Below are 22,368 nucleotides of genomic sequence, written 5' to 3' on the forward strand. Positions count from 1 at the left end.
CGCGGGCACGCCCGCTCCCACAGGAATGGCACAGGTATGAAAGGCAGCGCAGACCCTGTGGGAGCGGGCGTGCCCGCGAAAGGGCCATCAGTCCTTACGCAGATGCAACTCCTGGCGCAAATCGGTGAGGTAAGGAAACGCCCCGCGCCCCTGTACCACCCGCTCATGCTCCAGCTCCGCCAGCAACTGGCATTCGTCCCGCCCGGCCATGGCCAGCAGGCTGCCATCCGGGCCGATGATGCTGCTCTGCCCGCAATACTGGATCTCGCCTTCCGAGCCGCAGTAGTTGGCATACACCAGGTAGCACTGGTTCTCCTGCGCCCGCGCCCTCACGGTCACCTGGCAGATGAAGTCGTACGGCGACATGTTCGCAGTCGGCACCAGGATCAGCTCGGCGCCGTCCAGCGCCAGGCGCCGGGCATTCTCCGGGAACTCGATGTCGTAGCAGATCAGTAGGCCGACCTTCCAGCCATCCAGCTCCACCACCGGGAAGTGATCGGAACCTGCGCTGAACATCGAGCGGTCCAGCTCGCCGAACAGGTGGGTCTTGCGATAGTTGCTCAGGCTGCGGCCGTGCGCATCGATCAACTGCACGCTGTTGTAGATGGCGCCATCATCACCGAGCTCCGGGTAGCCATAGACGATGGCGATGCGGTGCGCCTGGGCGATCTCCACCACCTCCATGGCCGCCGGGCCATCGACGGCCTCGGCCAGGCGCTCGACCTGGGCCAGGCCGATGTTGTAGCCGGTCAGGAACATCTCCGGGCACACCAGCAAACTGGCGCCGCGTTCGGCCGCCAGTTGCGCCTGGTGGCGCAACCGTTGCAGGTTGCCGGGCACGTCCAGTGGCTTGGGTGCGCCCTGGAACAGAGCGATGCGCATGCTGCCTCCTTGTCTCAGTCCGGCAGGGCGATCGGGCCGATTTCGTCGAACACATCGCCTGGTCCGGGGTTGTCCGGGTGGGTGCGGCCACCGAAGTGATTCATGATACCCCACACCGCATTCAGCGATGTCTGTACCGCGCCTTCTACCCAGGCCGGCGTCCACGACACGTCGTCACCGGCGATGAACATGCCGCGCTGCTCGGCAGGCATGTCCTGCTGCATGAAGTGCGCGTACATGCGCTGGTTGTAGCGGTAGTGCCCAGGCAGCGCGCCCTTGAAGGCGCCGAGGAAGTGCGGGTCGGCCTCCCAGGAAACGGTGATCGGGTCGCCGATGATGTGCCCGGCGATGTCGGTCTTCGGGTAGATCTTCTTCAGTGCGTCCAGGGCCAGTTGCACGCGTTTTTCCACCGGGTGCGGCAGCATCTTCAGCGCGTCGCTCATCCACGAGTAGGACAGGCAGATCACCCCCGGCTTGTCGTCACCGTTGTCGAACAGGTAGGTGCCACGGGTGAGGCGATCGGTGAGGGTCATGCTCATCAGGTCGCGGCCGGTTTCCGGGTCCTTGTCCTTCCAGAACGGCCGGTCGACCATGACGAAGGTCTTCGACGACTGCATGTAGCGGGTGCGGTCCAGGGCCATCCACATCTTTTGCGAGAACAGCGATTCCTCGCAGTCGATCTGGGTGGTCAGCAGCCAGGTCTGGCAGGTGGCGAGCACGGCACTGTAGTGACGGGTGTCGCCCCAGTTGTCGGTGACCGCCAGGCGGCCATCGGCGGCGCGGGCGATGCGCTTGACCCCGGTACGCGGTGCGCCGCCATGCAGCCCGCTCAGGCTGGTGCCTTCCGGCCAATGCACGCAGCGCTCCGGTACATGGCGCCAGATGCCTTGCGGTACCTGCTCCACACCGCCGACCACCAGGTGTTGGTGGTCGTCGCAGTTGGTCATCACCACGCGGAAGATTTCCAGCATCGAGTTGGGGAAGTCCGAGTCCCAGCCGCCGGTGCCGAAGCCGACCTGGCCGAACACTTCGCGGTGCTGGAAGCTCAGCTGGGCGAACGAGCGCGAGGTGGCGACGAAGTCGTAGAAGGTGCGGTCGTCCCACAGCGGTACCAGCTTGTTCCACAGCTCTTTCAGGCGCGGTACGTCACGGTCGCGGATGGCCTGCTGGATGTCGGCGAACCGGGCACCGCTTTCCAGCGCGTCGGCCCAGGCATCGGCCACTTCGTGGAACAGCTTGGGCAGGTCGGTGGGTTTTTCGGCGTAGTAGGTCTGGCCTTCCAGGTCGATCACCGTGCTGCCCGAGGCCGGGGTCAGCGGGTTGGGGAACGGTTTGGTCTCCAGGCCCAGCTTGTCCACGTAGTGGTAGAAGGCAGTGGATGACACCGGGAAGCGCATGCCACCCAGTTCGGCGATGATCCCGTCGGTGCCGTTGAAGGTTTGCGAGCGCAGCCGGCCACCCAGCTTGGATGCTTCGTACACCACCGGCTTGAGGCCCAGCTTCATCAGCTCGTAGGCCGCCACCAGGCCGGCGATACCGGCGCCCACGATTGCCACTTCCTCACCATGACGCTCGGCCGGGATGCTGCCCAGGCCTGCGGGGTGTTCCAGCCAGTCGTCGAAGGCGAAGGGGAAGTCCGGGCCGAAGATGGTGACCGGTTTTTTACCATCGGCGGGGTGGCGGTTTTTCTTGTTCATGAAGTGACCTTGCCAGAGAGGCTGCGCAGCGGGCGGAGCCTGAGTATAGGAGATGCCTGGGGGCCATTTTAGGGAGTGGGGTGTTCGTTATTAAGGTGCAGATTGTTGTCTGAATGTAGCTTGTGCCGTCGAAATGTATAAACAAGATAGCTTTATGACGAACAGGAAACCTACCCATCTCAAGCACAGCATCGGTCCCTGTGGGAGCGGGCGAGCCCCGCGAAGAGCCCCCGCGGTGTATGGCACGGGCTGCGCCCGTGTTCGCGGGCACGCCCGCTCCCACAGGGTGTGATCAGACAGTTCCTACACCCATGCCATGAATTAAAGAATTACCCTACGCCCGCTATAGCCTCGGTCTGGCTGCGTGGGAAACGCCTCATCGTTAACTTCACTGGGTCGCCGCTGTTCGGGCGACTGGGTGTGAGAACCCATCTCCAACTTCGCACCAAGGCTTATGTCATGGCAGCTGTGCGCGGGCAGGCTTTCGCCTGGCCGGATTTCCAAGTTGGCCGGTTCTCACCCCGTGCATGGCTGCCACCTATTTCCCGTGAGAAGGAGTTGGTAGGCGGTTTCCTCAAGACTCAATTTGGAAATTGCATCATGAAGAAGACTTATTCCGACCAACCCGAAAAACTGAAACCCACCGCAGAAAAAACCTTCTGCAACTGCGAATCCAGCCATCCGCCATTATTCGCCATACGCCCCGGCATCGATGCCGCAGACGCCTTGGTCCACGCCTGCCTGCTGGCCCGTGGCCTCAATCAGATCGCCACCGACTACGCCCAGCATCACGCCCCCGAGCGCAGCCGTGACATTGTCTGGTCGATGCAGCATTCCGCCGAAAGCCTTTCGGCGATTCTGGAAGGCCTGCTCGACGGCCAGGAGGCCTGACCGCCAGCCAGGTTCAGAGCGGCTGCCCGCGGTCCACCTTGCTGCTGAGAATGATCGACGTGGTGGTCTTCTCCACCCCGTCGACACTGCCGATCTGGTCAAGCAACTGGTCCAGTTGCTCGGGCGAATCCGTACGCAGCCAAGCCACATAGTCGAACTCGCCGCTCACTGCGCACAGCTGCTGCACCTGGCCCATGGCACTCAGGCGCCGCACCACCTCCTTGCCCGAGCGCGGCTGCACCTTGATCCCCACATACGCCTGCAGCCCGCCACCCATCACCCGCTGGCCCAGGCGCACGCCATAGCCGGAGATGACCTTGTTCTTCTCCAACCGCTCCAGGCGCGAGTTGACGGTGGTGCGGGCGATACCCAACTGGCGGGCGAGGGTGGCGACGCTTTCGCGGGCGTTTATCTGCAGCAGGGCGATCAGCTGGCGATCGATTTCATCCAGCGTGATGGAGCGGGAATCCGACATGGCGAGTCTCTACGGTTGACCCGCTAGCCTAGCCAGCCTGCGGTAAGCAGGGCAAGGGTAGACAGTTGGCCATGCTGATGCGCCCCCGTTGTAGGAGCGGCCTTGCGTCGCGAAAGGGCTGCGCAGCAGCCCCAACAATATTTGCTCAGTGCCGAAATCCCGGGGCCGCTTCGCGGCCCTTTCGCGACACAAGGCCGCTCCTACAGCTGCCGTGTCGGCCTGGCCCAGGATGTAAACATTGGCCGTAGCTTTTTCATCCGGCAGAACTGCCGAAAAGAAAAAGGCCTACGTTCTGCAACGTAGGCCTTTGAGTTTTCTGGTGGGCCCACACGGACTCGAACCGTGGACCAAAGGATTATGAGTCCTCTGCTCTAACCGACTGAGCTATAGGCCCTCAGTAAGTGGCCGGATTATAACGAGGGTTTCGCACCTGTGCCATCTGAAAGATCCGATAGTGCTATGCGAAGAAACGTCGCCGCGAAGTCGTCCGGGGGCAGGGGCAGGCTGACGATGTAGCCCTGGATCTGCTCACAGCCTTCAGCCGCCAGGAAGCGTTGCTGGGCCTGGTTTTCCACACCCTCGGCAATGATGGTCAGCTGCATGCTGCGGCCCAGGGCGATGATCGCGCGGGCGATGGCGGCGTCGTGGGGGTCGTCGGGCAGGCCGCGGATGAACGATTTGTCGATCTTGAGGATGTCCAGCGGCAGGCGCTTGAGGTAGCTCAGCGATGAATAACCGGTGCCGAAGTCGTCGATGGCCAGCTGCACGCCCAGCTTCTTCAGCTGGTGCAGCACGGCCAGGGCTTCCTCTGCCTGGCTCATGATGAAGTTTTCGGTGATTTCCAGCTGCAGGTCGCCGGCCTTGAGCTGGTAGTGCTTCAGCAACTGTTCGATGCGCCGGGCAAGGTGGGGGTGGCGCAGCTGGGCGCCGGCGAGGTTTATCGACAGCGGGCCGAAGGGGTCGTAGTGCATCTTCCAGGCCTGCATCTGCCGGCAGGCCTGTTCCAGTACCCAGTCGCCGATCTGGAGGATGGTGCCGTTCTCTTCCGCCAGGTGGATGAAATGCTCTGGCGGCACTTCACCAAAGGTCGGGTGGCTCCAGCGGATCAGCGCTTCGGCGCCGACCAGGCTCTGGGTCTTGAGGCTGAGCTTGGGCTGGAAGCACAGGCTCAGTTCGTTGCGCTCGATGGCGCGGCGCAGTTCGTGCTCCAGGGCGATGCGTTCGCTGGCCTGGGCGGTGAGGTCGAGGGTGTAGGCTTCGACGCGGTTACGGCCCTTGGCCTTGGAGCGGTACATGGCTGCGTCGGCGTTGCGAATCAGTGTGGCAACGTCGGTGCCGTCCTGTGGATAAAGGCTGATGCCGATGCTGGCGCTGGTGAAGAACTCGTGCTCGCCGGCCTGGAACGGCGCGTTGAAGCAGGCCAGCAGCTTGTTGGCGATGGCGCTGGCGTCACTGGGTTTGTGCAAGCCGGGCAGCAGGATGATGAACTCGTCGCCACCCAGGCGGGCCACGGTGTCGACATCACGCACCTGCTCCTTCAGGCGTTGGGCGATGCCCTTGAGCAGCAGGTCGCCGACCGGGTGGCCGAGGCTGTCGTTGATGTGCTTGAAACGGTCGAGGTCGAGGAACAGCACCGCGCCCTTGCGGTTGGACACTTGCGAGCAGGTGAGCGCGGCCTGCAGGCGGTTCTCGAACAGGGCACGATTGGGCAGGCCGGTCAGCGGGTCGTGGTGGGCCTGGTAGTCGAGCTTGGCCTGGGCATGCTTGAGGCTGGAGATGTCGGCGAACACGGCGACGAAGTGGGTGATCTCGCGTTCTCTGTTGCGCACGGCGCTGATGGTCAGCCAGCCGGGGTACAGCTCGCCGTTCTTGCGCTTGTTGTAGATCTCGCCTTGCCAGTGGCCTTCGTCGGTCAGCTGGTGCCACATGGCGACATAGAACGCGCTGTCGTGCTGGCCGGAGGCAAGCAGGCGCGGGGTCTGGCCGAGGGCTTCGATCTCGCTGTAGCCGGTGATTTCGCTGAAGGCGCGGTTGACGGCACTGATGCGCTGGTCGATGTCGGTGATCAGTACACCTTCGGCGGTGTTCTCGAACACGGTGGCGGCCAGCTGCAGCTTTTCCTGCATCAGGTGGCGCTCGGTGATGTCGCGGGCGATGGTCAGCATGCAGTCGTCGCCAGCAATCGGCAGCGGCCGTGCAGAGAGCTCGCAGAGGCGAATCTGCCCATCACTGCGGCGAAGGTGGCACGTGAAGTCGCGTACGAAACCGTCGCGGTTGAGCTGTTCGACCAGGCGTTTGCGCTCGTTGAGGTCGACCCAGATGCCCAGGTCCAGCGAGGTCTGGTCGAGGGTCGGGCTGAGGTCATAGCCGGTCAGGCGGCAGAAGCCCTCGTTCACTTCAAGCAGCAAGCCGTCGCTCTGGCGCGACAGCAGCAGGCCATCGGGCGAGGCATGGAAGGCCTTGGCGAATTTCTCTTCCGAGATCTGCAGCTGCTCCTGGGTTTCCTTGAGCTGGCTGATGTCGCGTACCGCCACCACTAGCGCGAGGTTGCCGTCGAGCTCGAAGGTTTCGGCCGAGGTCAGGCCGGTGAACAGTTGGCCGTTGCTACGGCGGAAGCTCATTTCCAGGTTGCGGATACCGCCCCGGTGCAGGCGTTCGAGCAGCCGCGGGCCGGTGCCTTCGACGCCCCACAGGTTGAGCTCGGTGGCGGTGCGGCCGATTACCTGGCCCGGGGTGAGGCCGATCTGCTCTTCGAAGGCTTCGTTCACCTCCAGCAGGCAGCCGTCGCTGTGGCGGGCGATCAGCAGGATGTCGGGGCACTGCTGGAACACCGAGGCGAACTTCTGCTCGGACAGGCGCAGGGCGTCCTCGGTGCGCTTGGTCTCGCTGATGTCGATCATCAGGCCACGCATCACCGGCTGGTGGCCATGCTCGATCATGCTGACGATGTTGCGTACCCACAATGGCTGGCCATCGGCCCGGATTACCCGGTAGTCGAGGCTGTGGTCGCGCCCGGCGGCAGTTTCGCTGTCGCAGTAGGCCTGGGCCCAGAGGGCATCCTCCGGGTGCAGGATGCTGCGCCAGAAACCGGGCTTGAGCCAGTCGGCCAATGGGTAGCCGAGCAGGCCTTCGGCGTGGGGTGAGACGTAGCTGTAGGTGAAGTCGTTGGCGTCGGCCTCCCAGGCGATGGCGGACAGGCTCTCTACCAGGCTGCGATAGTGGTACTCGCTGCTGCGCAGTTCCTGTTCCAGGGCGATGCGCCGGGAAATTTCCGAACTGAGCCGGCGGTTGATGCGGATGACCACTGCCAGCACAGCCATCAATACCAGCACCGCGGGCAGGCCATACACCAGCAGGTCGGACCAGAACATCCGTTGGTCGACCACATTGCCCACCCAGCGTTGCTGGATCTGGCTGACTTCGCCGCTGCTCATGTCGGCCATCACTTTGTCGAGAATGCCGACCAGCACCTTCTTGTCGCGCGGGGCGGCCATGGCCAGCTGGTAGCGGTAGGGCGTTTCACCGCTGACGTAGAGGCCGTCGAGCTTGAGCTGGCGCAGGCTCCAGATGCTTGAAGCGAGGTCGCCGACCACCGCGTCCACTTCGTCGGTGGCCAGGGCCTGCAGGGTGGAACTGACGTTGGGCAGGGCCACCAGGTTGAGGTCCGGGTGGTGGGTGCGCAGCAGTTCGTGCGGGGCGTAGTTTTCGACCACTGCAATCTTCAGGCCGTACAGGTCGTCCAGGTTGCGCGGCTGTGCGCCGCCTTTGTGGGCGAGGATGACGATGGGGAAGTCGAGGTACGGCCGGGTGAAGGCCAGGTAGCCTTGGCGTTCGGGGGTGGACATGATGCCGGGCAGCAGGTCGATGCGGCTTTCGCGGGCTTGCGCCAGTACCTCGGTCCAGCTGCTGGGTTCGACCGGTTTGAGCGTCACACCCAGGCGTTGCTGGATCGTGGCGATGTAATCGGCGGCCAATCCCTGGTATCGGCCCTCCTGGTCGCGAAACTCGAACGGTGGCCAAGAGGCGTCTACACCCAGGCTCAGCTGCGGGTGGGCAGCCAACCAGGCTTTCTCCTCGTCTGTCAGGGTCAGGGCGCCGGCCGCTGTGTTCCACAAAATCAGGAGCAGCAACAGGATGGCCGGCATCAGCGGCATAGCGGCCTCACATTCAAGTGGTATGAAGTCGAGTGTAGACGGGCATTGCTGCAGGTGTGCGGTGGAAGGGCGGGCTTTGTGTTCTGGCTGTCGGAAGGGGGAGGTAACGAGGAAATGGGGCTGCTGCGCAGCCCATCGCCGGCAAGCCGGCTCCCACGGGGATCGCGCAGGGCCGGAAAAGAAAAACCCCGGCCTGGGCCGGGGTTTGTCATCACTCGTCGAGGAAGGAGCGCAGATGCTCGCTGCGAGTCGGGTGGCGCAGTTTGCGCAACGCCTTCGCTTCGATCTGACGGATCCGCTCGCGGGTCACGTCGAACTGCTTGCCGACCTCTTCGAGGGTGTGGTCGGTGTTCATGTCGATACCGAAACGCATGCGCAGCACCTTGGCTTCGCGTGCGGTCAGGCCCGAGAGCACGTCACGGGTGGCTTCCTTGAGGCTTTCGACCGTGGCCACGTCGATCGGGGACTGCATGGTCGAGTCCTCGATGAAGTCGCCCAGGTGCGAATCTTCGTCGTCACCGATCGGGGTTTCCATGGAGATCGGCTCTTTGGCGATCTTCAGTACCTTGCGGATCTTGTCCTCAGGCATTTCCATGCGCTCGCCCAGCTCTTCCGGGGTCGGTTCGCGACCCATTTCCTGCAGCATCTGGCGGGAAATACGGTTGAGCTTGTTGATCGTCTCGATCATGTGCACCGGAATACGGATGGTGCGCGCCTGGTCGGCGATCGAACGGGTGATCGCCTGGCGGATCCACCAGGTGGCGTAGGTCGAGAACTTGTAGCCGCGACGGTATTCGAACTTGTCCACCGCTTTCATCAAGCCGATGTTGCCTTCCTGGATCAGGTCGAGGAACTGCAGGCCACGGTTGGTGTACTTCTTGGCGATGGAGATCACCAGACGCAGGTTCGCCTCGACCATTTCTTTCTTGGCGCGGCGGGCCTTGGCTTCACCGATCGACATGCGACGGTTGATTTCCTTGATCTCGGCAACGGTCAGGCCGGTTTCGGTCTCAAGGTCGATCAGCTTCTGCTGGCAAGCGACGATGGCAGCGTCCTTTTCACCCAGGGCGGCAGCCCACTTGGTGTTGCGCTTGGCCAGGTCACCGCTCCAGGTCTGGTCGGTTTCGTTGCTCGGGAACATGCGCAGGAAGTCGGCACGCGGCATGCGGGCATCACGCACGCACAGCTGCATGATGGCGCGTTCCTGCTGGCGCAGGCGGTTCAGGGCGTCACGAACACGCTCTACCAGTACCTCGAACTGCTTCGGTACCAGCTTGATCGGCATGAACAGGTCGGCCAGGGCCTGCAGGGCGTCGATGCTTTCCTTGTGGGCGCGACCGTTCTTCTTCAGGACCTTGTTGGTGGCCTGAAGCTGATCGTTGACCGCACCGAAACGCTGGCGAGCGACTTCCGGGTCCGGGCCGCTCTCGGCCTCTTCCTCGTCGTCACCGCTTTCGGATTCTTCCTCGTCGTCGTCGGACTCTTCCTTCGCGGCGGCGGCCTTGGTGCCCGGGATCGGCACTTCTTCGGTCGGCGCGGCGATATTGTCATCAGGGTCGATGTAACCGCTGAGAACGTCGGACAGACGGCCACCTTCGGTGGTGACGCGGTCATATTCGCCGAGAATGTAGTCGACAGTGCCCGGGAAGTGGGCGATGGCGCCCATGACTTCACGGATGCCTTCCTCGATACGCTTGGCGATTTCGATCTCGCCTTCGCGGGTCAGCAGCTCGACGGTACCCATTTCGCGCATGTACATGCGCACCGGGTCGGTCGTGCGGCCGATATCGGTTTCAACTGCCGCCAACGCAGCAGCGGCTTCTTCGGCCGCGGCTTCGTCGGTGTCGGCTTCCGCCAACAGAAGGGCATCCGCATCCGGAGCACTCTCGAATACGTTGATCCCCATGTCGTTGATCATGCGGATGATGTCTTCCACCTGTTCCGGATCTGAAATATCCTCAGGCAGGTGGTCGTTGACCTCCGCGTAAGTCAGGTAGCCCTGCTCACGACCGCGGGTGATCAACTCTTTGATACGAGACTGCTGTTGCGCTTTTCCGGACATAACACCCTATCCACTGAAGGTCTTGGCGGGCAAAAAACAAGCCGAGGATTATACCCGAGCATGGGCCTCACGCGCCAGATGAGGTCGGCGTTTGTGCGGGAACATTCCGGCTCAGCAGGGCGAGGAGCTGGGTTTTTTCCTCGCTGGTCAATTCGCTTTGACGTGATTTCCTGAGCAGTTGTTCCAGGCTGCGCTCGCGTTGGCGGGCGGACAAGCTAGTTATAGTGTCGAAAAACTGTTGTTCAAGGTTGTCGGCCACGATCAGCCATTCCTTTTCCGCCAGAGCCCGCAGCAGGCGCCCCTGTTCGGTGCCGTGCCAACGTGCGATCAACTGCATTGAGCTTAGCCCAGGATTTTTCTGTGCGGCTTCGATCAGTGCCACCAGAAGCTGGCTGTACAGGTGTTCTTCGTCGGCGAAGTGGCTGGCATCCTCCACCTTGCCGGCCAGCAGCGGGTGGTGCAGCAGGGTGCGCAGGGCGGCCAGGGTGGGCGGCTCGACCGGGGCCGGTACGCGTGGTGGCGCTTCGTCACGTTGCTGCCATGGCTTGCCACCCTTGCGGTTCTTGTCCCAGGGTTTGTCGCTCCACTGCTTCTTGCCAGCGCCCTTGTTCGGCTTCCACTCCTGTTCCTGATGAACGGGGGCGAAGTCGTGCTGCGGCATGTCGCCGTAGTCGGGGGTGTAGCTGGCCATGGCGTCGTAGTCGTAGCCAGGGTCGTAGTCCGGCACGCTGCTGGCGGCCGGGGCGTGTTGCGCCAGTTGTTCGACCTGCTGCGGGTCGAGGCCGGTGATTTCCTTCAGGCGGTTGCGCATCAGCTGGCGCAGGTTGGCGCCGGGGATCTTTTCGATCAGCGGTGCGGCCAGGGTCGCCATATGCGCCTTGCCTTCCAGCGAGCGCGGGTCGGCTTCGACGCCCAGTTGCTCGAAGAAGTAATCGGCCAGCGGCTGGGCGTGCTGGTTGATGCGGGCCATGAAGGCATCGGTGCCTTCGGCGCGCACCAGGCTGTCCGGGTCTTCGCCTTCGGGCAGGAACAGGAAGCGCGCGCGGCGGCCGTCCTGCAGGTTCGACAGGGTCGACTCCAGGGCGCGCCAGGCGGCCTTGCGCCCGGCCTGGTCACCGTCGAAGCAGAACAGCACGCTGGGTACCACGCGGAACAGGCGCTTGAGGTGCTCTTCGCTGGTGGCGGTACCGAGGGTGGCCACGGCGTTGCGCAGGCCCTGCTGGGCCAGGGCAATCACGTCCATGTAGCCCTCGACGACGATGATTTCGTCGAGGTTGCGGTTGTGCTTGCGTGCTTCGTACAGGCCGTAGAGTTCCTGGCCCTTGTGGAACACCGGGGTTTCCGGGGAGTTCAGGTACTTGGGTTTGTCGTCGCCGAGCACCCGGCCACCGAAGGCGATGATGCGCCCGCGGCTGTCGCGGATCGGGAACATCACCCGGTCGCGGAAGCGGTCATAGCGCTTGCCGCTTTCGGCGTTCTCGATCAGCAGGCCGGCATCGATCATCACCTTCTGCTGCAGGGTGTCGGCACCCAGGTGCTTGAGCAGGTTGTCCCAGCCTGGCGGGGCGAAGCCCAGGCCGAAGTCGCGGGCGATTTCCCCGGACAGGCCACGGCCCTTGAGGTAATCCACCGCCGCCTTGCGGGTCGGGTGGCTGCGCAGGGCCTGGCGGTAGAACTCCGAGGCTGCGTCCAGCAGCGGGTACAGTGGCGAGTCGGTTGGCTGGCGCGGCTTGTGGTCGCGGCGGCCTTGCTCGCGGGGCACTTCCATGCCAGCGGCGCGGGCCAGCTCCTCGACGGCCTGGGGGAAGTCCAGGTTGTCGTGGTCCATGACGAAGCCCAGGGCGTTGCCGCCGGCACCGCAGCCGAAGCAGTAGTAGAACTGCTTGTCGGGGCTGACCGTGAAGGAAGGGGTCTTTTCCTTGTGGAACGGGCAGCAGGCGGAGTAGTTCTTGCCGGTTTTTTTCAGCTGGACGCGCGAACTCACCACGTCGACGATGTCGAGGCGGTTGATAAGGTCGTCGATGAAACTCTGGGGAATCAGCCCGGCCATGGCAGTCTCGTCATCTGGCAGCTGGCAAGTCTAATCGCTCACGCGCCGAATGGGGCGAGTGCCGCTTGGGAAAGTGCGAGGGAATGTGTGCTCGTCGCCGGCCCCTGAGGGCCCGTCAGTCGGACGTGCACGTCTGGTCATACAACAAGGAGGACCAGCTCTGACGTTTCAGGCAGGTTGCCCATGTGCAGTTCGCATGAAGCTTGTGCAGGGCCTTGAGCTAGCTGCTCAAGTTTGAAACGACCACTGCCATCGCCCGGCGGTTAGCCGGGCAGGGCAGAAGCTTTGCGTAGAACGTCTGTATTAGTACAGACGAACGGCGCGGCGCTGTTCGCGCTGAACTTTCTTGGCGTGACGCTTAACAGCAGCAGCTGCTTTGCGCTTCCGCTCGGCGGTCGGCTTCTCGTAAAACTCGCGGCTACGAACTTCAGCCAGTACACCGGCTTTTTCGCAGGAGCGCTTGAAACGACGCAGAGCTACGTCGAAGGGTTCGTTCTCTTTAACTTTGACGGCTGGCATCCAGGGCTACCTTAATTCATTACCGGGGTAGACGTGCTCCTGGCAAAACAAAGGTGTGCTGGAGAACGTCGGTTTTCAAGGGTTGCGGATGTTAACCCTTAGCAAGCCGGAATGCAAAGCCTCTGATCGAAAACCGCTGGTCGGCATCCGACACGGGGACTATCATGCGCGGCTTCGAATTCAGCCCCCACAAGGGACGAACCCATGCTAGTACTGGGATTGGAAACATCCTGCGACGAAACTGGCGTCGCATTATACGACAGCGAACGCGGTTTGTTGGCCGACGCGCTGTTCAGCCAGATCGACCTGCACCGCGTGTTCGGCGGTGTGGTGCCAGAGCTTGCCTCGCGTGACCACGTCAAGCGCATGCTGCCACTCATCCGCCAGGTGCTGGATGAGGCCGGCTGCGTCGCCACCGAGATCGACGCCATCGCCTATACCGCGGGCCCTGGCCTGGTCGGTGCCCTGCTGGTGGGGGCCTCCTGCGCTCAGGCGCTGGCCTTTGCCTGGGACATACCGGCGATTGGCGTACACCACATGGAAGGCCACCTGCTGGCACCCATGCTGGAAGAAAACCCGCCGGAGTTTCCGTTCGTCGCTTTGTTGGTTTCCGGTGGCCACACGCAGTTGGTGCGGGTCGATGGCATCGGCCAGTACGAGCTGCTGGGCGAGAGCCTGGACGACGCCGCTGGCGAAGCGTTCGACAAGACCGCCAAGCTGATCGGCCTGAACTACCCCGGTGGCCCGGAAATCGCCCGCCTGGCCGAGCGCGGCGTGCCTGGCCGCTTCGTGTTCCCGCGGCCGATGACCGACCGCCCGGGCCTGGAGTTCAGCTTCAGCGGCCTGAAAACCTTTGCCCTGAACACCTGGCAGCAGTGCCGCGATGCCGGCGACGACAGTGAGCAAACCCGTTGCGACCTGTCCCTGGCATTCCAGCAGGCGGTGGTGGAGACTTTGACCATCAAGTGCAAGCGGGCGTTGAAGCAGACTGGCCTCAAGCGCCTGGTCATTGCTGGTGGCGTCAGCGCCAACAAGGCCCTGCGTGCGTCCCTCGAGGGCATGCTCGGCAGCATCAAGGGCAACGTGTACTACGCGCGCCCGCAGTTCTGCACCGACAACGGCGCGATGATCGCCTATGCCGGCTGCCAGCGGTTGTTGGCCGGGCAAAAGCAGGACCTGGCAATCAGCGTGCAGGCACGTTGGCCGATGGAGCAGTTGCCGCCGGTTTAAGCGTTAGAAGTGCCGTTCGCGGCCGGCGAACAGGTCGCGAAGGTTGCTGCGGTGGCGCCATACGATCATCGCTGTCAGCACAGTGATCGGCAGCAGGGCCTCTGGCTCGCGCCAGGCCAGCAACGGCAAGGTCAGCGGTGTGGCGATCAGCGCCGCCAGCGAGCTGGTGCGGGTGAGGTAGAAGGTCAGCAGCCAGGCGCCAATGGCCAGCAGCGCGGCCGGGAAGTACAGGGCCATGAGCATGCCGGCGGCGGTTGCCACGCCCTTGCCGCCCTGGAAGCGGAAGTACAGCGGGAACAGGTGGCCCAGCACTGCGCACACGCCAACCCAGGCCTGCGCGTGCAGGTCCAGCCCGGCACCGCGGGCGAGCAATACCGGCAACAGGCCCTTGCACAGGTCGCCAAGCAGGGTCAGGATCGCCAGTTTGCGGCCTGCCAGGCGTAGCATGTTGGTGGCGCCGGCATTGCCTGAACCGCTGGAACGCGGGTCCGGGCTGCCCGTAAGGCGGCTGAGGACGATGGCGAAGGACAGCGAGCCGAGCAGGTAGGCGAGCAACGCCAGTAACCAAAACATGCTAACTATTCCGGGCGAGGACGCCCTGATTCTAACGGCGCCAGTCGCCCTTGTCGTGCTGTGGAGAGAAGTGCTTGGACAGAGTGTTCATCGAAGGCCTGGAAGTCGATACCGTCATCGGTGCCTATGACTGGGAGCGGGATATTCGCCAGTGCTTGCGCCTGGACCTGAGCTTTGCCTGGGACAACCGCCCGGCTGCGGCCGGTGACGACCTGAACCTGGCGCTGGATTATGCCAGTGTGTCGGCGCGCATCCAGGCGTTTGCCGAACAGGCCCGTTTCGAGTTGGTGGAAACCTTCGCCGAGCGCCTGGTGGCGACGTTGATGGAAGAGTTCCACATCCCGTGGGTGCGGTTGAAACTGACCAAGCCGGGTGCGGTGCCGGCGGCCCGTGGTGGTGTTGGCGTGGAGATCGAGCGCGGATGTCTCTGAGCACGGTTTACCTGGGCCTTGGCAGCAACATCGACCGCGAGGTGCACTTGTGCGCCGGGCTCGATGCGTTGGCGGGCATCCTGACCGACATGCGCTGTTCGCCGGCGTTCGAAAGCCAGGCAGTGGGGATCAAGAGCGGGCCGTTCATCAACTTCGTGGTGACCGGGCAGACTGCATTGCCGTTGATCGAACTGGACCGCCGGTTGAAGTTCATCGAGGCCGACAATGGTCGCTATGCCCCGGACCGCAAGGGCCTTCCGCTGGATATCGACGTGCTGATGTATGACGGCCTGCACGGCACGTTCGATGGGCTGGTGTTGCCTCGGGCCGAGATCCTGAAAAACGCCTTTGTGCTGTGGCCGCTGTCGCTGCTGGCGCCGGAGCTGGTGCATCCGGGGGTAGGCAAGACAATGGCGCAGTTGTGGCAGGAGGCGCGGATTGATCAGGTGTTGGCCCCGGTTGCCTTTGAGTGGCGTGGGTTGCAGCTGACTCCCGCGTAAGCCTGTACCGGCCCTTTCGCGGCTAAAGCCGCTCCCACAGGGATCGCACGACACTTGGCATCATGCGATCCCTGTGGGAGCGGGCGAGCCTTAATGCCGGTCAGTTAAGAAAATTGGGGCCGCTTTGCGGCCCTTCGCGGGCTTGCCCGCTCCCACAGGTTAGGTGCGAGGCTCAGAAAATGCGCGGTTCCTGTGGGAGCGGGCGAGCCCGCGAAAGGGCCGGTATGTTCAACCGAGCTTGTAAGCCTCGAGCGCTTTCAGCCGCTCACCTTTGAGCGCTTCACCCAAGGCCTGGCCAGTAAGCCCTTCCTGCACCAACGGCTTGACATCCACTGCCCGCGCCGCCGCCGCTGCCCCTCGCAGGTAGTCGGCCTGTGGATAACCTGCTTTGTCCTCGCCCAGCGCTGTCATCTCGCAAGCGATCAGGAAGTCCTCGAACCGCTGTGGCCGCCGGTACACATCGAACTTCTGCAACAGCTCCAGCAGTGCCGTGGCAGGCAGTTCCAGCGCCTGGTTGCCCAGCTTCAGGCATTCACCCGTCAGTAACGCCAGCTCCTGGCACTCCCGCGGCGCCTTCAGGCGCTGGTTGATGGCTTTGATCGCGGCCGGTGTCAGCGACTGCAGCAGGCAGGCCCAGCGTACATGCAGGGGCCGTTCGTGCATTGCCGCCTGTTCCAGCGCCGCCAGGGCCTGGGGAGCGTCATCAAGCTCCGGCAGCAGCTCCCGCAGGGCTCCACAAGCATGCAGCACCTGGAAGAACACCTGCGGCTGCGCCTCCATCAGCGCCCGCTCGATTTCCTTCCAGCTGCGCTCGGCGGTCAGTGCTTGCAGTTCGCCCGAGGCGCTGATCTGGCGCATCAGCTCAAGCGTCTCATCGGCAACCCGGAAACCCAGCGGTGCATAACGGGCAGCAAAGCGCGCAACACGCAGCACACGCAATGGATCTTCGGCGAATGCCGGAGAAACATGGCGCAAAAGGCGCTGATCGAGATCGCTCTGGCCGTGATAGGGGTCGTACACCGTACCCGTCTCGTCCTCGGCCATTGCATTGATGGTCAGGTCACGGCGGATCAGGTCTTCTTCCAGGGTCACATCGGGGCTGGCGTGGAAGGTGAAGCCGCCGTAGCCGCGCCCGCTCTTGCGCTCGGTGCGCGCCAGGGCATATTCCTCGCCGGTTTTCGGGTGCAGGAACACCGGGAAATCAGCGCCGACGGGGCGAAAGCCCTTGGCGTGCATTTCCTCGACCGTGGCGCCGACCACCAGCCAGTCGATATCGCTGACAGGGCGGCCGAGCAGGCGGTCGCGCACGGCGCCGCCAACTTTGTAGATGTGCATGTGCAGCTCTCCATAACTGCCGACAGGATACCCTGTCGGCACTCATGGCGTGGCACTAGAGGTGGTGGATGACAGCCAGGTCCATGCGGCCGTAGTCGGCACTTTCGCCGTGCTCGCCGCGCGGTGGCATGTGGTGGGTCTTCATCACCTGCTCGCCCTGGACGGTCTCCAGGTGGATGTCGAAGCCCCACAGGCGGTGCAGGTGCTTGAGCACTTCATCGGTAGAATCGCCCAGCGGTTTGCGGTTGTGTTGCTGGTGACGCAAGGTCAGCGAGCGGTCGCCGCGGCGGTCGACGCTCCAGATCTGCACGTTCGGTTCGCGGTTGCCCAGGTTGTACTGCGCCGCCAGCAGTTCGCGAATGGTCCGGTAGCCGGCCTCGTCGTGGATGGCAGGTACATACAGGTCGTCGCGCTGGTCGTCATCGAGGATGCTGAACAGCTTCAGATCGCGCATGACCTTCGGCGACAGGTACTGCAGGATGAAGCTCTCGTCCTTGAAGCTGCTCATGGCGAACTTGATGGTAGAAAGCCAGTCACTGCCGGCAATGTCGGGGAACCAGCGGCGATCTTCTTCAGTCGGGTTTTCGCACATGCGACGGATGTCGGTGTACATCGCAAAGCCCAGTGCGTAGGGGTTGATGCCGTTGTAGTAGGGGCTGTCGAAGCCGGGCTGGAACACCACGCTGGTGTGCGACTGCAGGAACTCCATCATGAAGCCTTCGGTGATCAGCCCCTCGTCATACAGGTCGTTCATCAGTGTGTAGTGCCAGAACGTCGCCCAGCCTTCGTTCATCACCTGGGTCTGGCGCTGCGGGTAGAAATACTGGGCGATCTTGCGCACGATGCGCACCACTTCACGTTGCCAGGGCTCCAGCAGCGGGGCGTTCTTCTCGATGAAATACAGGATGTTTTCCTGCGGCTCGGCGGGGAAGCGCGCATCATCGCGCTCGTTACCCTTGTCGGCACTCTTCGGAATGGTCCGCCACAGGTCATTGATCTGCCGCTGCAGGTGCTCCTCGCGCTCCTTCTGCCGCCGCCGCTCCTCTTCGGCGGAAATCGGATAAGGCCGCTTGTAACGGTCGACGCCGTAGTTCATCAGGGCGTGGCAGGAGTCGATCAGGTCTTCCACGGCATCGATGCCATGGCGCTCTTCGCACTGGGCGATGTACTGCTTGGCGAACACCAGATAGTCGATGATCGAGCTGGCGTCGGTCCAGGTGCGGAACAGGTAGTTGCCCTTGAAGAAACTGTTATGGCCGTAGCAGGCATGGGCGATCACCAGTGCCTGCATGCACATGGTGTTTTCTTCCATCAGATAGGCGATGCACGGGTCGGAGTTGATCACGATCTCGTAGGCCAGGCCCATCTGGCCACGGCTGTAGGATTTCTCCGTGCTGAGGAACTGCTTGCCGTAGGACCAGTGGTGATAACCCAGCGGCATGCCGACCGAGGCGTAGGCGTCCATCATCTGCTCGGCGGTAATCACCTCGATCTGGTTGGGGTAGGTGTCCAGGGCGTAACGCTCGGCCAGGCGGCTGATTTCCCGGTCGTAGGTCTGGATCAGTTCGAACGTCCACTCGGACCCGGTGGAAATAGGTTGGCGTCTCTGTGCTCTGGCGGTCATGTGGCTAACCTGCGCTGGAAGAGTTCACGGAAGACCGGGTAGATATCGCCGGCCGATACCAACTGCTGCTGGGCGAACGTGTCGGGGAAGGCTTCGCCGATGCGCTCGTATTCGTACCACAGCGCCTGGTGTTCACGCGGGGTGATTTCAACGTAAGTGTAGTACTGCACATGCGGCATGATCTGCTTGGCCAGGATGTCGCGGCAGATCGGCGAGTCGTCGTTCCAGTTGTCGCCGTCGGAAGCCTGGGCGGCGTAGATGTTCCAGTCGCTGGCCGGGTAGCGTTCGGCCATGACCTCCTGCATCAGCTTGAGGGCGCTGGAAACGATGGTGCCGCCGGTTTCCCGCGAATAGAAGAATTCTTCCTCGTCGACTTCACGAGCGCTGGTGTGGTGGCGGATGAACACCACTTCGATGCGGTCGTAGTTACGCTTGAGGAACAGGTACAGCAGGATGAAGAAGCGCTTGGCGATGTCCTTGGTGGCCTGGGTCATCGAGCCGGACACGTCCATCAGGCAGAACATCACCGCCTTGGAGCTGGGGTTGGGCTGCTTGACCAGCAAGTTGTACTTGAGGTCGAAGGTGTCGAGGAAGGGCAGGCGGTTGATGCGTGCCTTCAGGCGTTCGATCTCGTGTTCGACTTCCTGGATATCGGTGAAGTTGTCGGGTTCCTCGACCTTCAGGCGGGCGAGTTCCTTCTGCGCTTCGCGCAGCAGTGCGCGGCTGCTGCCGGTCAGGGCAATGCGCCGGGCATGGGCCGAACGCAGGGTGCGCACGATGTTGATGCGGGACGGGTTGCCTTCGTTGGCGATACCGGCGCGCACGGTCTTGAAGGTGTCGGCCCCGGTCAGGTGACGTTTGACCAGGTTGGGTAGCTCGAGGTCCTCGAACATGAACTCGAGGAATTCTTCCTGGGTGATCTGGAAGACGAAGTCGTCCATGCCTTCGCCGGAGTTGCCGGCCTTGCCTCGGCCGCTGCCACCGCCACCGCCTTGTGGCCTGGGGATGTGTTCACCGGCGGTGAATTCCTTGTTGCCTGGGTGCACGATGGTCTGCTTGCCCCCGCGACCATGGTGCAACACCGGTTCGTCGATGTCGCGCCCCGGAATGCTGATCTGCTCGCCATGTTCCATGTCCATGATGGAACGGCGGCTTACCGCCTCTTCGACGGCTTTCTTGATGTGTTCGCGGTACCGCCGCAGGAAGCGCTGGCGGTTCACCGTGCTCTTGTTCTTGCCGTTCAGGCGTCGATCTATAACGTAGCTCATGGTCCCTCCGGTAGCTGGGAACAGCTGCACGCTTCAAGCTACGAGCTGCTGCACGTAAAGGCAGCAAAGCAGCTGCCGCCGCCCAGGGCTGGCATAGCAGCCCTGGGCGCGCGGTGGGTAGCTTGTCGCTTTATTGCGATTTCCTGACCCGCAGGTACCATTCCGACAGCAGACGAACCTGTTTGTCGGTGTAGCCACGCTCCACCATCCGTGTGACGAAGTCGTTGTGTTTCTGTTGGTCCTCCTTGCTTGCCTTGGCGTTGAAGCTGATGACCGGCAGCAGGTCCTCGGTGTTGGAGAACATTTTCTTCTCGATCACCACCCGCAGCTTTTCGTAGCTCAGCCAGCTCGGGTTCTTGCCGTTGTTGTTGGCACGGGCACGCAGCACGAAGTTGACGATTTCGTTGCGGAAATCTTTCGGGTTGCTGATGCCGGCCGGCTTCTCGATCTTCTCCAGTTCTTCGTTGAGGGCGATACGGTTGAGGATTTCGCCGGTTTCCGGGTCGCGGTATTCCTGGTCCTGGATCCAGAAGTCTGCGTACAGCACGTAGCGGTCGAAGATGTTCTGGCCGTATTCGCTGTAGGATTCCAGGTAGGCGGTCTGGATTTCCTTGCCGATGAACTCGATGTAGCGCGGGGCCAGGTACTCCTTCAGGTAGCGCAGGTAGCGTTCGCGCACCTCGGCCGGGAACTGTTCCTGCTCAATCTGCTGCTCCAGCACATACAGCAGGTGCACCGGGTTGGCGGCCACTTCATGCGGGTCGAAGTTGAACACCTTGGACAGGATCTTGAAGGCGAAGCGGGTCGACAGGCCGTTCATGCCTTCGTCGACGCCGGCGGCATCGCGGTACTCCTGGATCGACTTGGCCTTCGGATCGGTGTCCTTGAGGTTTTCCCCATCGTACACCCGCATCTTCGAATAGATGTTGGAGTTTTCCGGCTCTTTCAGGCGCGACAGTACGGTGAACTGGGCGAGCATCTTCAGCGTGTCTGGCGCGCAGTGGGCCTTGGCCAGCGAACTGTTGATCAGCAGCTTGTCGTAGATCTTGATTTCGTCGCTGACGCGCAGGCAGTACGGCACCTTGACGATGTAGATCCGGTCGATGAACGCCTCGTTGTTCTTGTTGTTACGGAAGGTGTGCCATTCCGACTCGTTGGAGTGGGCCAGCAGAATCCCGGAGTAGGGGATGGCGCCGAGGCCTTCGGTACTGTTGTAGTTGCCCTCCTGGGTGGCGGTGAGCAACGGGTGCAGGACCTTGATCGGTGCCTTGAACATCTCGACGAATTCCATCAGGCCCTGGTTGGCCCGGCACAGCGCGCCCGAATAGGCATAGGCGTCGGCGTCGTTCTGCGGGAATTCCTCGAGCTTGCGGATATCCACCTTGCCGACCAGCGCCGAAATATCCTGGTTGTTTTCGTCACCGGGTTCGGTCTTGGCGATGGCGATCTGGTTGAGGATCGACGGGTACAGCTTCACCACCTTGAACTTGCTGATGTCGCCGCCGAACTCCTGCAGGCGCTTGGTGGCCCAGGGCGACATGATGGTGTTCAGGTAGCGCCGCGGGATGCCGAACTCTTCCTCGAGAATGGCCCCGTCTTCGGTGGCGTTGAACAGGCCCAGGGGCGACTCGAATACCGGCGAGCCCTTGATGGCGTAGAACGGCACCTTTTCCATCAGCTGCTTGAGTTTCTCGGCCAGCGACGACTTACCGCCGCCCACCGGGCCCAGCAGATAGAGGATCTGTTTCTTTTCCTCCAGGCCTTGGGCGGCGTGGCGGAAGTAGGACACGATCTGGTCGATGCACTCTTCCATGCCATGGAAGTCGGCAAAGGCCGGATAGCGGCGGATAACCTTGTTGGAGAAGATTCGCGACAGTCTGGAGTTGGTTGAGGTGTCGATCAGCTCCGGCTCACCGATGGCCAGCAACAGCCGTTCGGCCGCCGATGCGTAGGCACTGCGATCCTCTTTGCACAGCTCGAGGTACTCCTGCAGCGAGAGTTCTTCCTGGCGCGTAGACTCGAAACGTTGTTGGAAGTGGCTAAAAATACTCATGACGTCACCTCGCTCGATACGTGGAGACGACGCCGGATCAGTCAGCTGATGCTGGCATGCAACCGGGGTTGCCGATTGCTGTATACCCCCCAGAACACCCTGTAACGCTACCGATGACCCGCACGCCGGTGTACCGGCTCTCCCCTTTTTCTGGATGGCCTGCGCTTAAGAATAGTTGGTTATCCGCAAGGTCAAGGGCGAGGGGCGGAGAAGTTGCGAACGACCGTTCGTCAGATAAGCCGCAAGCCCGCATGGGGCGCGGGCTGCAGTAAAAATGAAAAAATTATTCGGCAGTGCCCTGGGCGGTTTCGGCCGGGTAGGTGGCGCGCCACAGCTCAAAGCCGCCGTCCACGCTGTATACGTCCGAGAAGCCCTGGTTCACCAGATAGGCCGCGGCGCTCTGGCTGGAATTGCCGTGGTAGCACACCACCAGGGTTGGGGCATCGAGGTCGGCATTGCGGATGAACTCGGCGACCGAATGGTTATCCAGATGCTTGGCACCGGTGATGTGGCCGGCGGCAAAGGCCTGCGGGTCGCGAATGTCGACGACTACCGCACCTTGCGCGCGCAGGGCCAGGGCCTGTTCGGGAGGGATGCGCTTGAATTCGCTCATGGGTACGGCTT

Annotated in this window: 17 protein-coding genes and 1 tRNA gene; 4 read left to right on the forward strand and 14 right to left on the reverse strand. The window is 62.6% G+C overall.

Annotated elements, in window-relative coordinates; genetic code table 11:
- Positions 1-87 precede the first annotated feature (87 nt).
- Both CAG34_RS16935 and CAG34_RS16940 read right to left on the reverse strand, forming a co-directional pair.
- Positions 88-882, reverse strand: a complete 795-nt coding sequence (locus tag CAG34_RS16935) for a carbon-nitrogen hydrolase family protein (protein WP_085591374.1) — start codon at positions 880-882, stop codon at positions 88-90.
- Positions 883-896: 14 nt separating this feature from the next.
- Positions 897-2,579 carry an NAD(P)/FAD-dependent oxidoreductase gene (locus tag CAG34_RS16940; protein WP_013970572.1) on the reverse strand — a complete coding sequence of 561 codons (1,683 nt, stop codon included), beginning with the start codon at positions 2,577-2,579 and terminating at the stop codon, positions 897-899.
- Positions 2,580-3,038: 459 nt separating this feature from the next.
- Between CAG34_RS16940 and CAG34_RS16945 the strand changes: the two genes are divergently transcribed.
- The gene (locus CAG34_RS16945; RefSeq protein WP_232880970.1) at positions 3,039-3,470 is read left to right on the forward strand and encodes a hypothetical protein; all 432 of its coding nucleotides are present in this window, start codon (positions 3,039-3,041) and stop codon (positions 3,468-3,470) included.
- Positions 3,471-3,483: 13 nt separating this feature from the next.
- On the opposite strand, the gene CAG34_RS16950 is transcribed toward CAG34_RS16945, so the two are convergent.
- From CAG34_RS16950 to rpsU, 6 genes are all read right to left on the reverse strand, one after another.
- Positions 3,484-3,945 carry an Lrp/AsnC family transcriptional regulator gene (locus CAG34_RS16950; protein WP_015268712.1) on the reverse strand — a complete coding sequence of 154 codons (462 nt, stop codon included), beginning with the start codon at positions 3,943-3,945 and terminating at the stop codon, positions 3,484-3,486.
- 317 nt (positions 3,946-4,262) lie between these two features.
- Positions 4,263-4,339, reverse strand: a tRNA-Ile gene (locus CAG34_RS16955).
- Positions 4,340-4,355: 16 nt separating this feature from the next.
- Complete coding sequence (locus CAG34_RS16960) at positions 4,356-8,099, reverse strand: EAL domain-containing protein (RefSeq protein WP_085591376.1); 3,744 nt, start codon at positions 8,097-8,099, stop codon at positions 4,356-4,358.
- A 211-nt stretch (positions 8,100-8,310) separates the two neighbouring features.
- Positions 8,311-10,161 (reverse strand): RNA polymerase sigma factor RpoD, encoded by a 1,851-nt coding sequence (gene rpoD / locus CAG34_RS16965; protein ID WP_025337450.1) that lies wholly within the window; start codon positions 10,159-10,161, stop codon positions 8,311-8,313.
- A gap of 67 nt (positions 10,162-10,228) precedes the next feature.
- Complete coding sequence (gene dnaG / locus CAG34_RS16970; RefSeq protein ID WP_025337451.1) at positions 10,229-12,211, reverse strand: DNA primase; 1,983 nt, start codon at positions 12,209-12,211, stop codon at positions 10,229-10,231.
- A gap of 303 nt (positions 12,212-12,514) precedes the next feature.
- A complete protein-coding gene (rpsU, locus tag CAG34_RS16975) occupies positions 12,515-12,730 on the reverse strand; it encodes a 30S ribosomal protein S21 (protein ID WP_003255575.1) in 216 nt (71 codons plus the stop codon).
- A gap of 204 nt (positions 12,731-12,934) precedes the next feature.
- On the opposite strand from rpsU, the gene tsaD reads away from it, so the two are divergent.
- Positions 12,935-13,960, forward strand: a complete 1,026-nt coding sequence (tsaD, locus tag CAG34_RS16980) for a tRNA (adenosine(37)-N6)-threonylcarbamoyltransferase complex transferase subunit TsaD (protein ID WP_085591378.1) — start codon at positions 12,935-12,937, stop codon at positions 13,958-13,960.
- A gap of 3 nt (positions 13,961-13,963) precedes the next feature.
- Here tsaD and plsY read toward each other — a convergent pair whose 3' ends face one another.
- Positions 13,964-14,533 carry a glycerol-3-phosphate 1-O-acyltransferase PlsY gene (plsY, locus tag CAG34_RS16985; protein WP_013970581.1) on the reverse strand — a complete coding sequence of 190 codons (570 nt, stop codon included), beginning with the start codon at positions 14,531-14,533 and terminating at the stop codon, positions 13,964-13,966.
- A 74-nt stretch (positions 14,534-14,607) separates the two neighbouring features.
- Here plsY and folB point away from each other — a divergent pair, with 74 nt between their 5' ends.
- Positions 14,608-14,964 carry a dihydroneopterin aldolase gene (folB, locus tag CAG34_RS16990; protein WP_004375185.1) on the forward strand — a complete coding sequence of 119 codons (357 nt, stop codon included), beginning with the start codon at positions 14,608-14,610 and terminating at the stop codon, positions 14,962-14,964.
- The gene (gene folK, locus CAG34_RS16995) at positions 14,955-15,464 is read left to right on the forward strand and encodes a 2-amino-4-hydroxy-6-hydroxymethyldihydropteridine diphosphokinase (protein WP_025337453.1); all 510 of its coding nucleotides are present in this window, start codon (positions 14,955-14,957) and stop codon (positions 15,462-15,464) included. Before folB ends, folK begins: the two co-directional genes overlap by 10 nt.
- Before the next feature lie 228 nt (positions 15,465-15,692).
- On the opposite strand, the gene CAG34_RS17000 is transcribed toward folK, so the two are convergent.
- The 5 genes from CAG34_RS17000 to glpE all read right to left on the reverse strand — a co-directional run bounded on the left by CAG34_RS17000 (position 15,693) and on the right by glpE (position 22,357).
- Entirely contained in the window at positions 15,693-16,799 is a 1,107-nt protein-coding gene (locus tag CAG34_RS17000; RefSeq protein WP_085591380.1) for a multifunctional CCA addition/repair protein, read from the reverse strand.
- 55 nt (positions 16,800-16,854) lie between these two features.
- Positions 16,855-18,423 carry a SpoVR family protein gene (locus CAG34_RS17005; RefSeq protein WP_025337455.1) on the reverse strand — a complete coding sequence of 523 codons (1,569 nt, stop codon included), beginning with the start codon at positions 18,421-18,423 and terminating at the stop codon, positions 16,855-16,857.
- A complete protein-coding gene (locus CAG34_RS17010; protein WP_013970586.1) occupies positions 18,420-19,691 on the reverse strand; it encodes a YeaH/YhbH family protein in 1,272 nt (423 codons plus the stop codon). Before CAG34_RS17010 ends, CAG34_RS17005 begins: the two co-directional genes overlap by 4 nt.
- Positions 19,692-19,821: 130 nt before the next feature.
- Positions 19,822-21,744, reverse strand: coding sequence for a PrkA family serine protein kinase (locus CAG34_RS17015; protein WP_015268718.1), 1,923 nt, complete (start codon positions 21,742-21,744; stop codon positions 19,822-19,824).
- Positions 21,745-22,027: 283 nt separating this feature from the next.
- A complete protein-coding gene (gene glpE / locus CAG34_RS17020; RefSeq protein WP_061303896.1) occupies positions 22,028-22,357 on the reverse strand; it encodes a thiosulfate sulfurtransferase GlpE in 330 nt (109 codons plus the stop codon).
- Positions 22,358-22,368 lie beyond the last annotated feature (11 nt).

This window comes from Pseudomonas sp. B14(2017), assembly GCF_002113255.1.
Taxonomy (GTDB): domain Bacteria; phylum Pseudomonadota; class Gammaproteobacteria; order Pseudomonadales; family Pseudomonadaceae; genus Aquipseudomonas; species Aquipseudomonas putida_Z.

Bases quoted from the DNA above. Each gene is read 5' to 3' on its own strand.
- plsY (WP_013970581.1), bottom strand. From the start codon at position 14,533: ATGTTTTGGTTACTGGCGTTGCTCGCCTACCTGCTCGGCTCGCTGTCC.
- CAG34_RS17005 (WP_025337455.1), bottom strand. From the start codon at position 18,423: ATGACCGCCAGAGCACAGAGACGCCAACCTATTTCCACCGGGTCCGAG.
- glpE (WP_061303896.1), bottom strand. From the start codon at position 22,357: ATGAGCGAATTCAAGCGCATCCCTCCCGAACAGGCCCTGGCCCTGCGC.
- tsaD (WP_085591378.1), top strand. From the start codon at position 12,935: ATGCTAGTACTGGGATTGGAAACATCCTGCGACGAAACTGGCGTCGCA.
- CAG34_RS17015 (WP_015268718.1), bottom strand. From the start codon at position 21,744: ATGAGTATTTTTAGCCACTTCCAACAACGTTTCGAGTCTACGCGCCAG.
- CAG34_RS16940 (WP_013970572.1), bottom strand. From the start codon at position 2,579: ATGAACAAGAAAAACCGCCACCCCGCCGATGGTAAAAAACCGGTCACC.
- CAG34_RS16945 (WP_232880970.1), top strand. From the start codon at position 3,039: ATGGCAGCTGTGCGCGGGCAGGCTTTCGCCTGGCCGGATTTCCAAGTT.
- CAG34_RS16935 (WP_085591374.1), bottom strand. From the start codon at position 882: ATGCGCATCGCTCTGTTCCAGGGCGCACCCAAGCCACTGGACGTGCCC.
- CAG34_RS16960 (WP_085591376.1), bottom strand. From the start codon at position 8,099: ATGCCGCTGATGCCGGCCATCCTGTTGCTGCTCCTGATTTTGTGGAAC.
- CAG34_RS16950 (WP_015268712.1), bottom strand. From the start codon at position 3,945: ATGTCGGATTCCCGCTCCATCACGCTGGATGAAATCGATCGCCAGCTG.
- rpoD (WP_025337450.1), bottom strand. From the start codon at position 10,161: ATGTCCGGAAAAGCGCAACAGCAGTCTCGTATCAAAGAGTTGATCACC.
- CAG34_RS17010 (WP_013970586.1), bottom strand. From the start codon at position 19,691: ATGAGCTACGTTATAGATCGACGCCTGAACGGCAAGAACAAGAGCACG.
- rpsU (WP_003255575.1), bottom strand. From the start codon at position 12,730: ATGCCAGCCGTCAAAGTTAAAGAGAACGAACCCTTCGACGTAGCTCTG.
- dnaG (WP_025337451.1), bottom strand. From the start codon at position 12,211: ATGGCCGGGCTGATTCCCCAGAGTTTCATCGACGACCTTATCAACCGC.
- CAG34_RS17000 (WP_085591380.1), bottom strand. From the start codon at position 16,799: ATGCACATCTACAAAGTTGGCGGCGCCGTGCGCGACCGCCTGCTCGGC.
- folK (WP_025337453.1), top strand. From the start codon at position 14,955: ATGTCTCTGAGCACGGTTTACCTGGGCCTTGGCAGCAACATCGACCGC.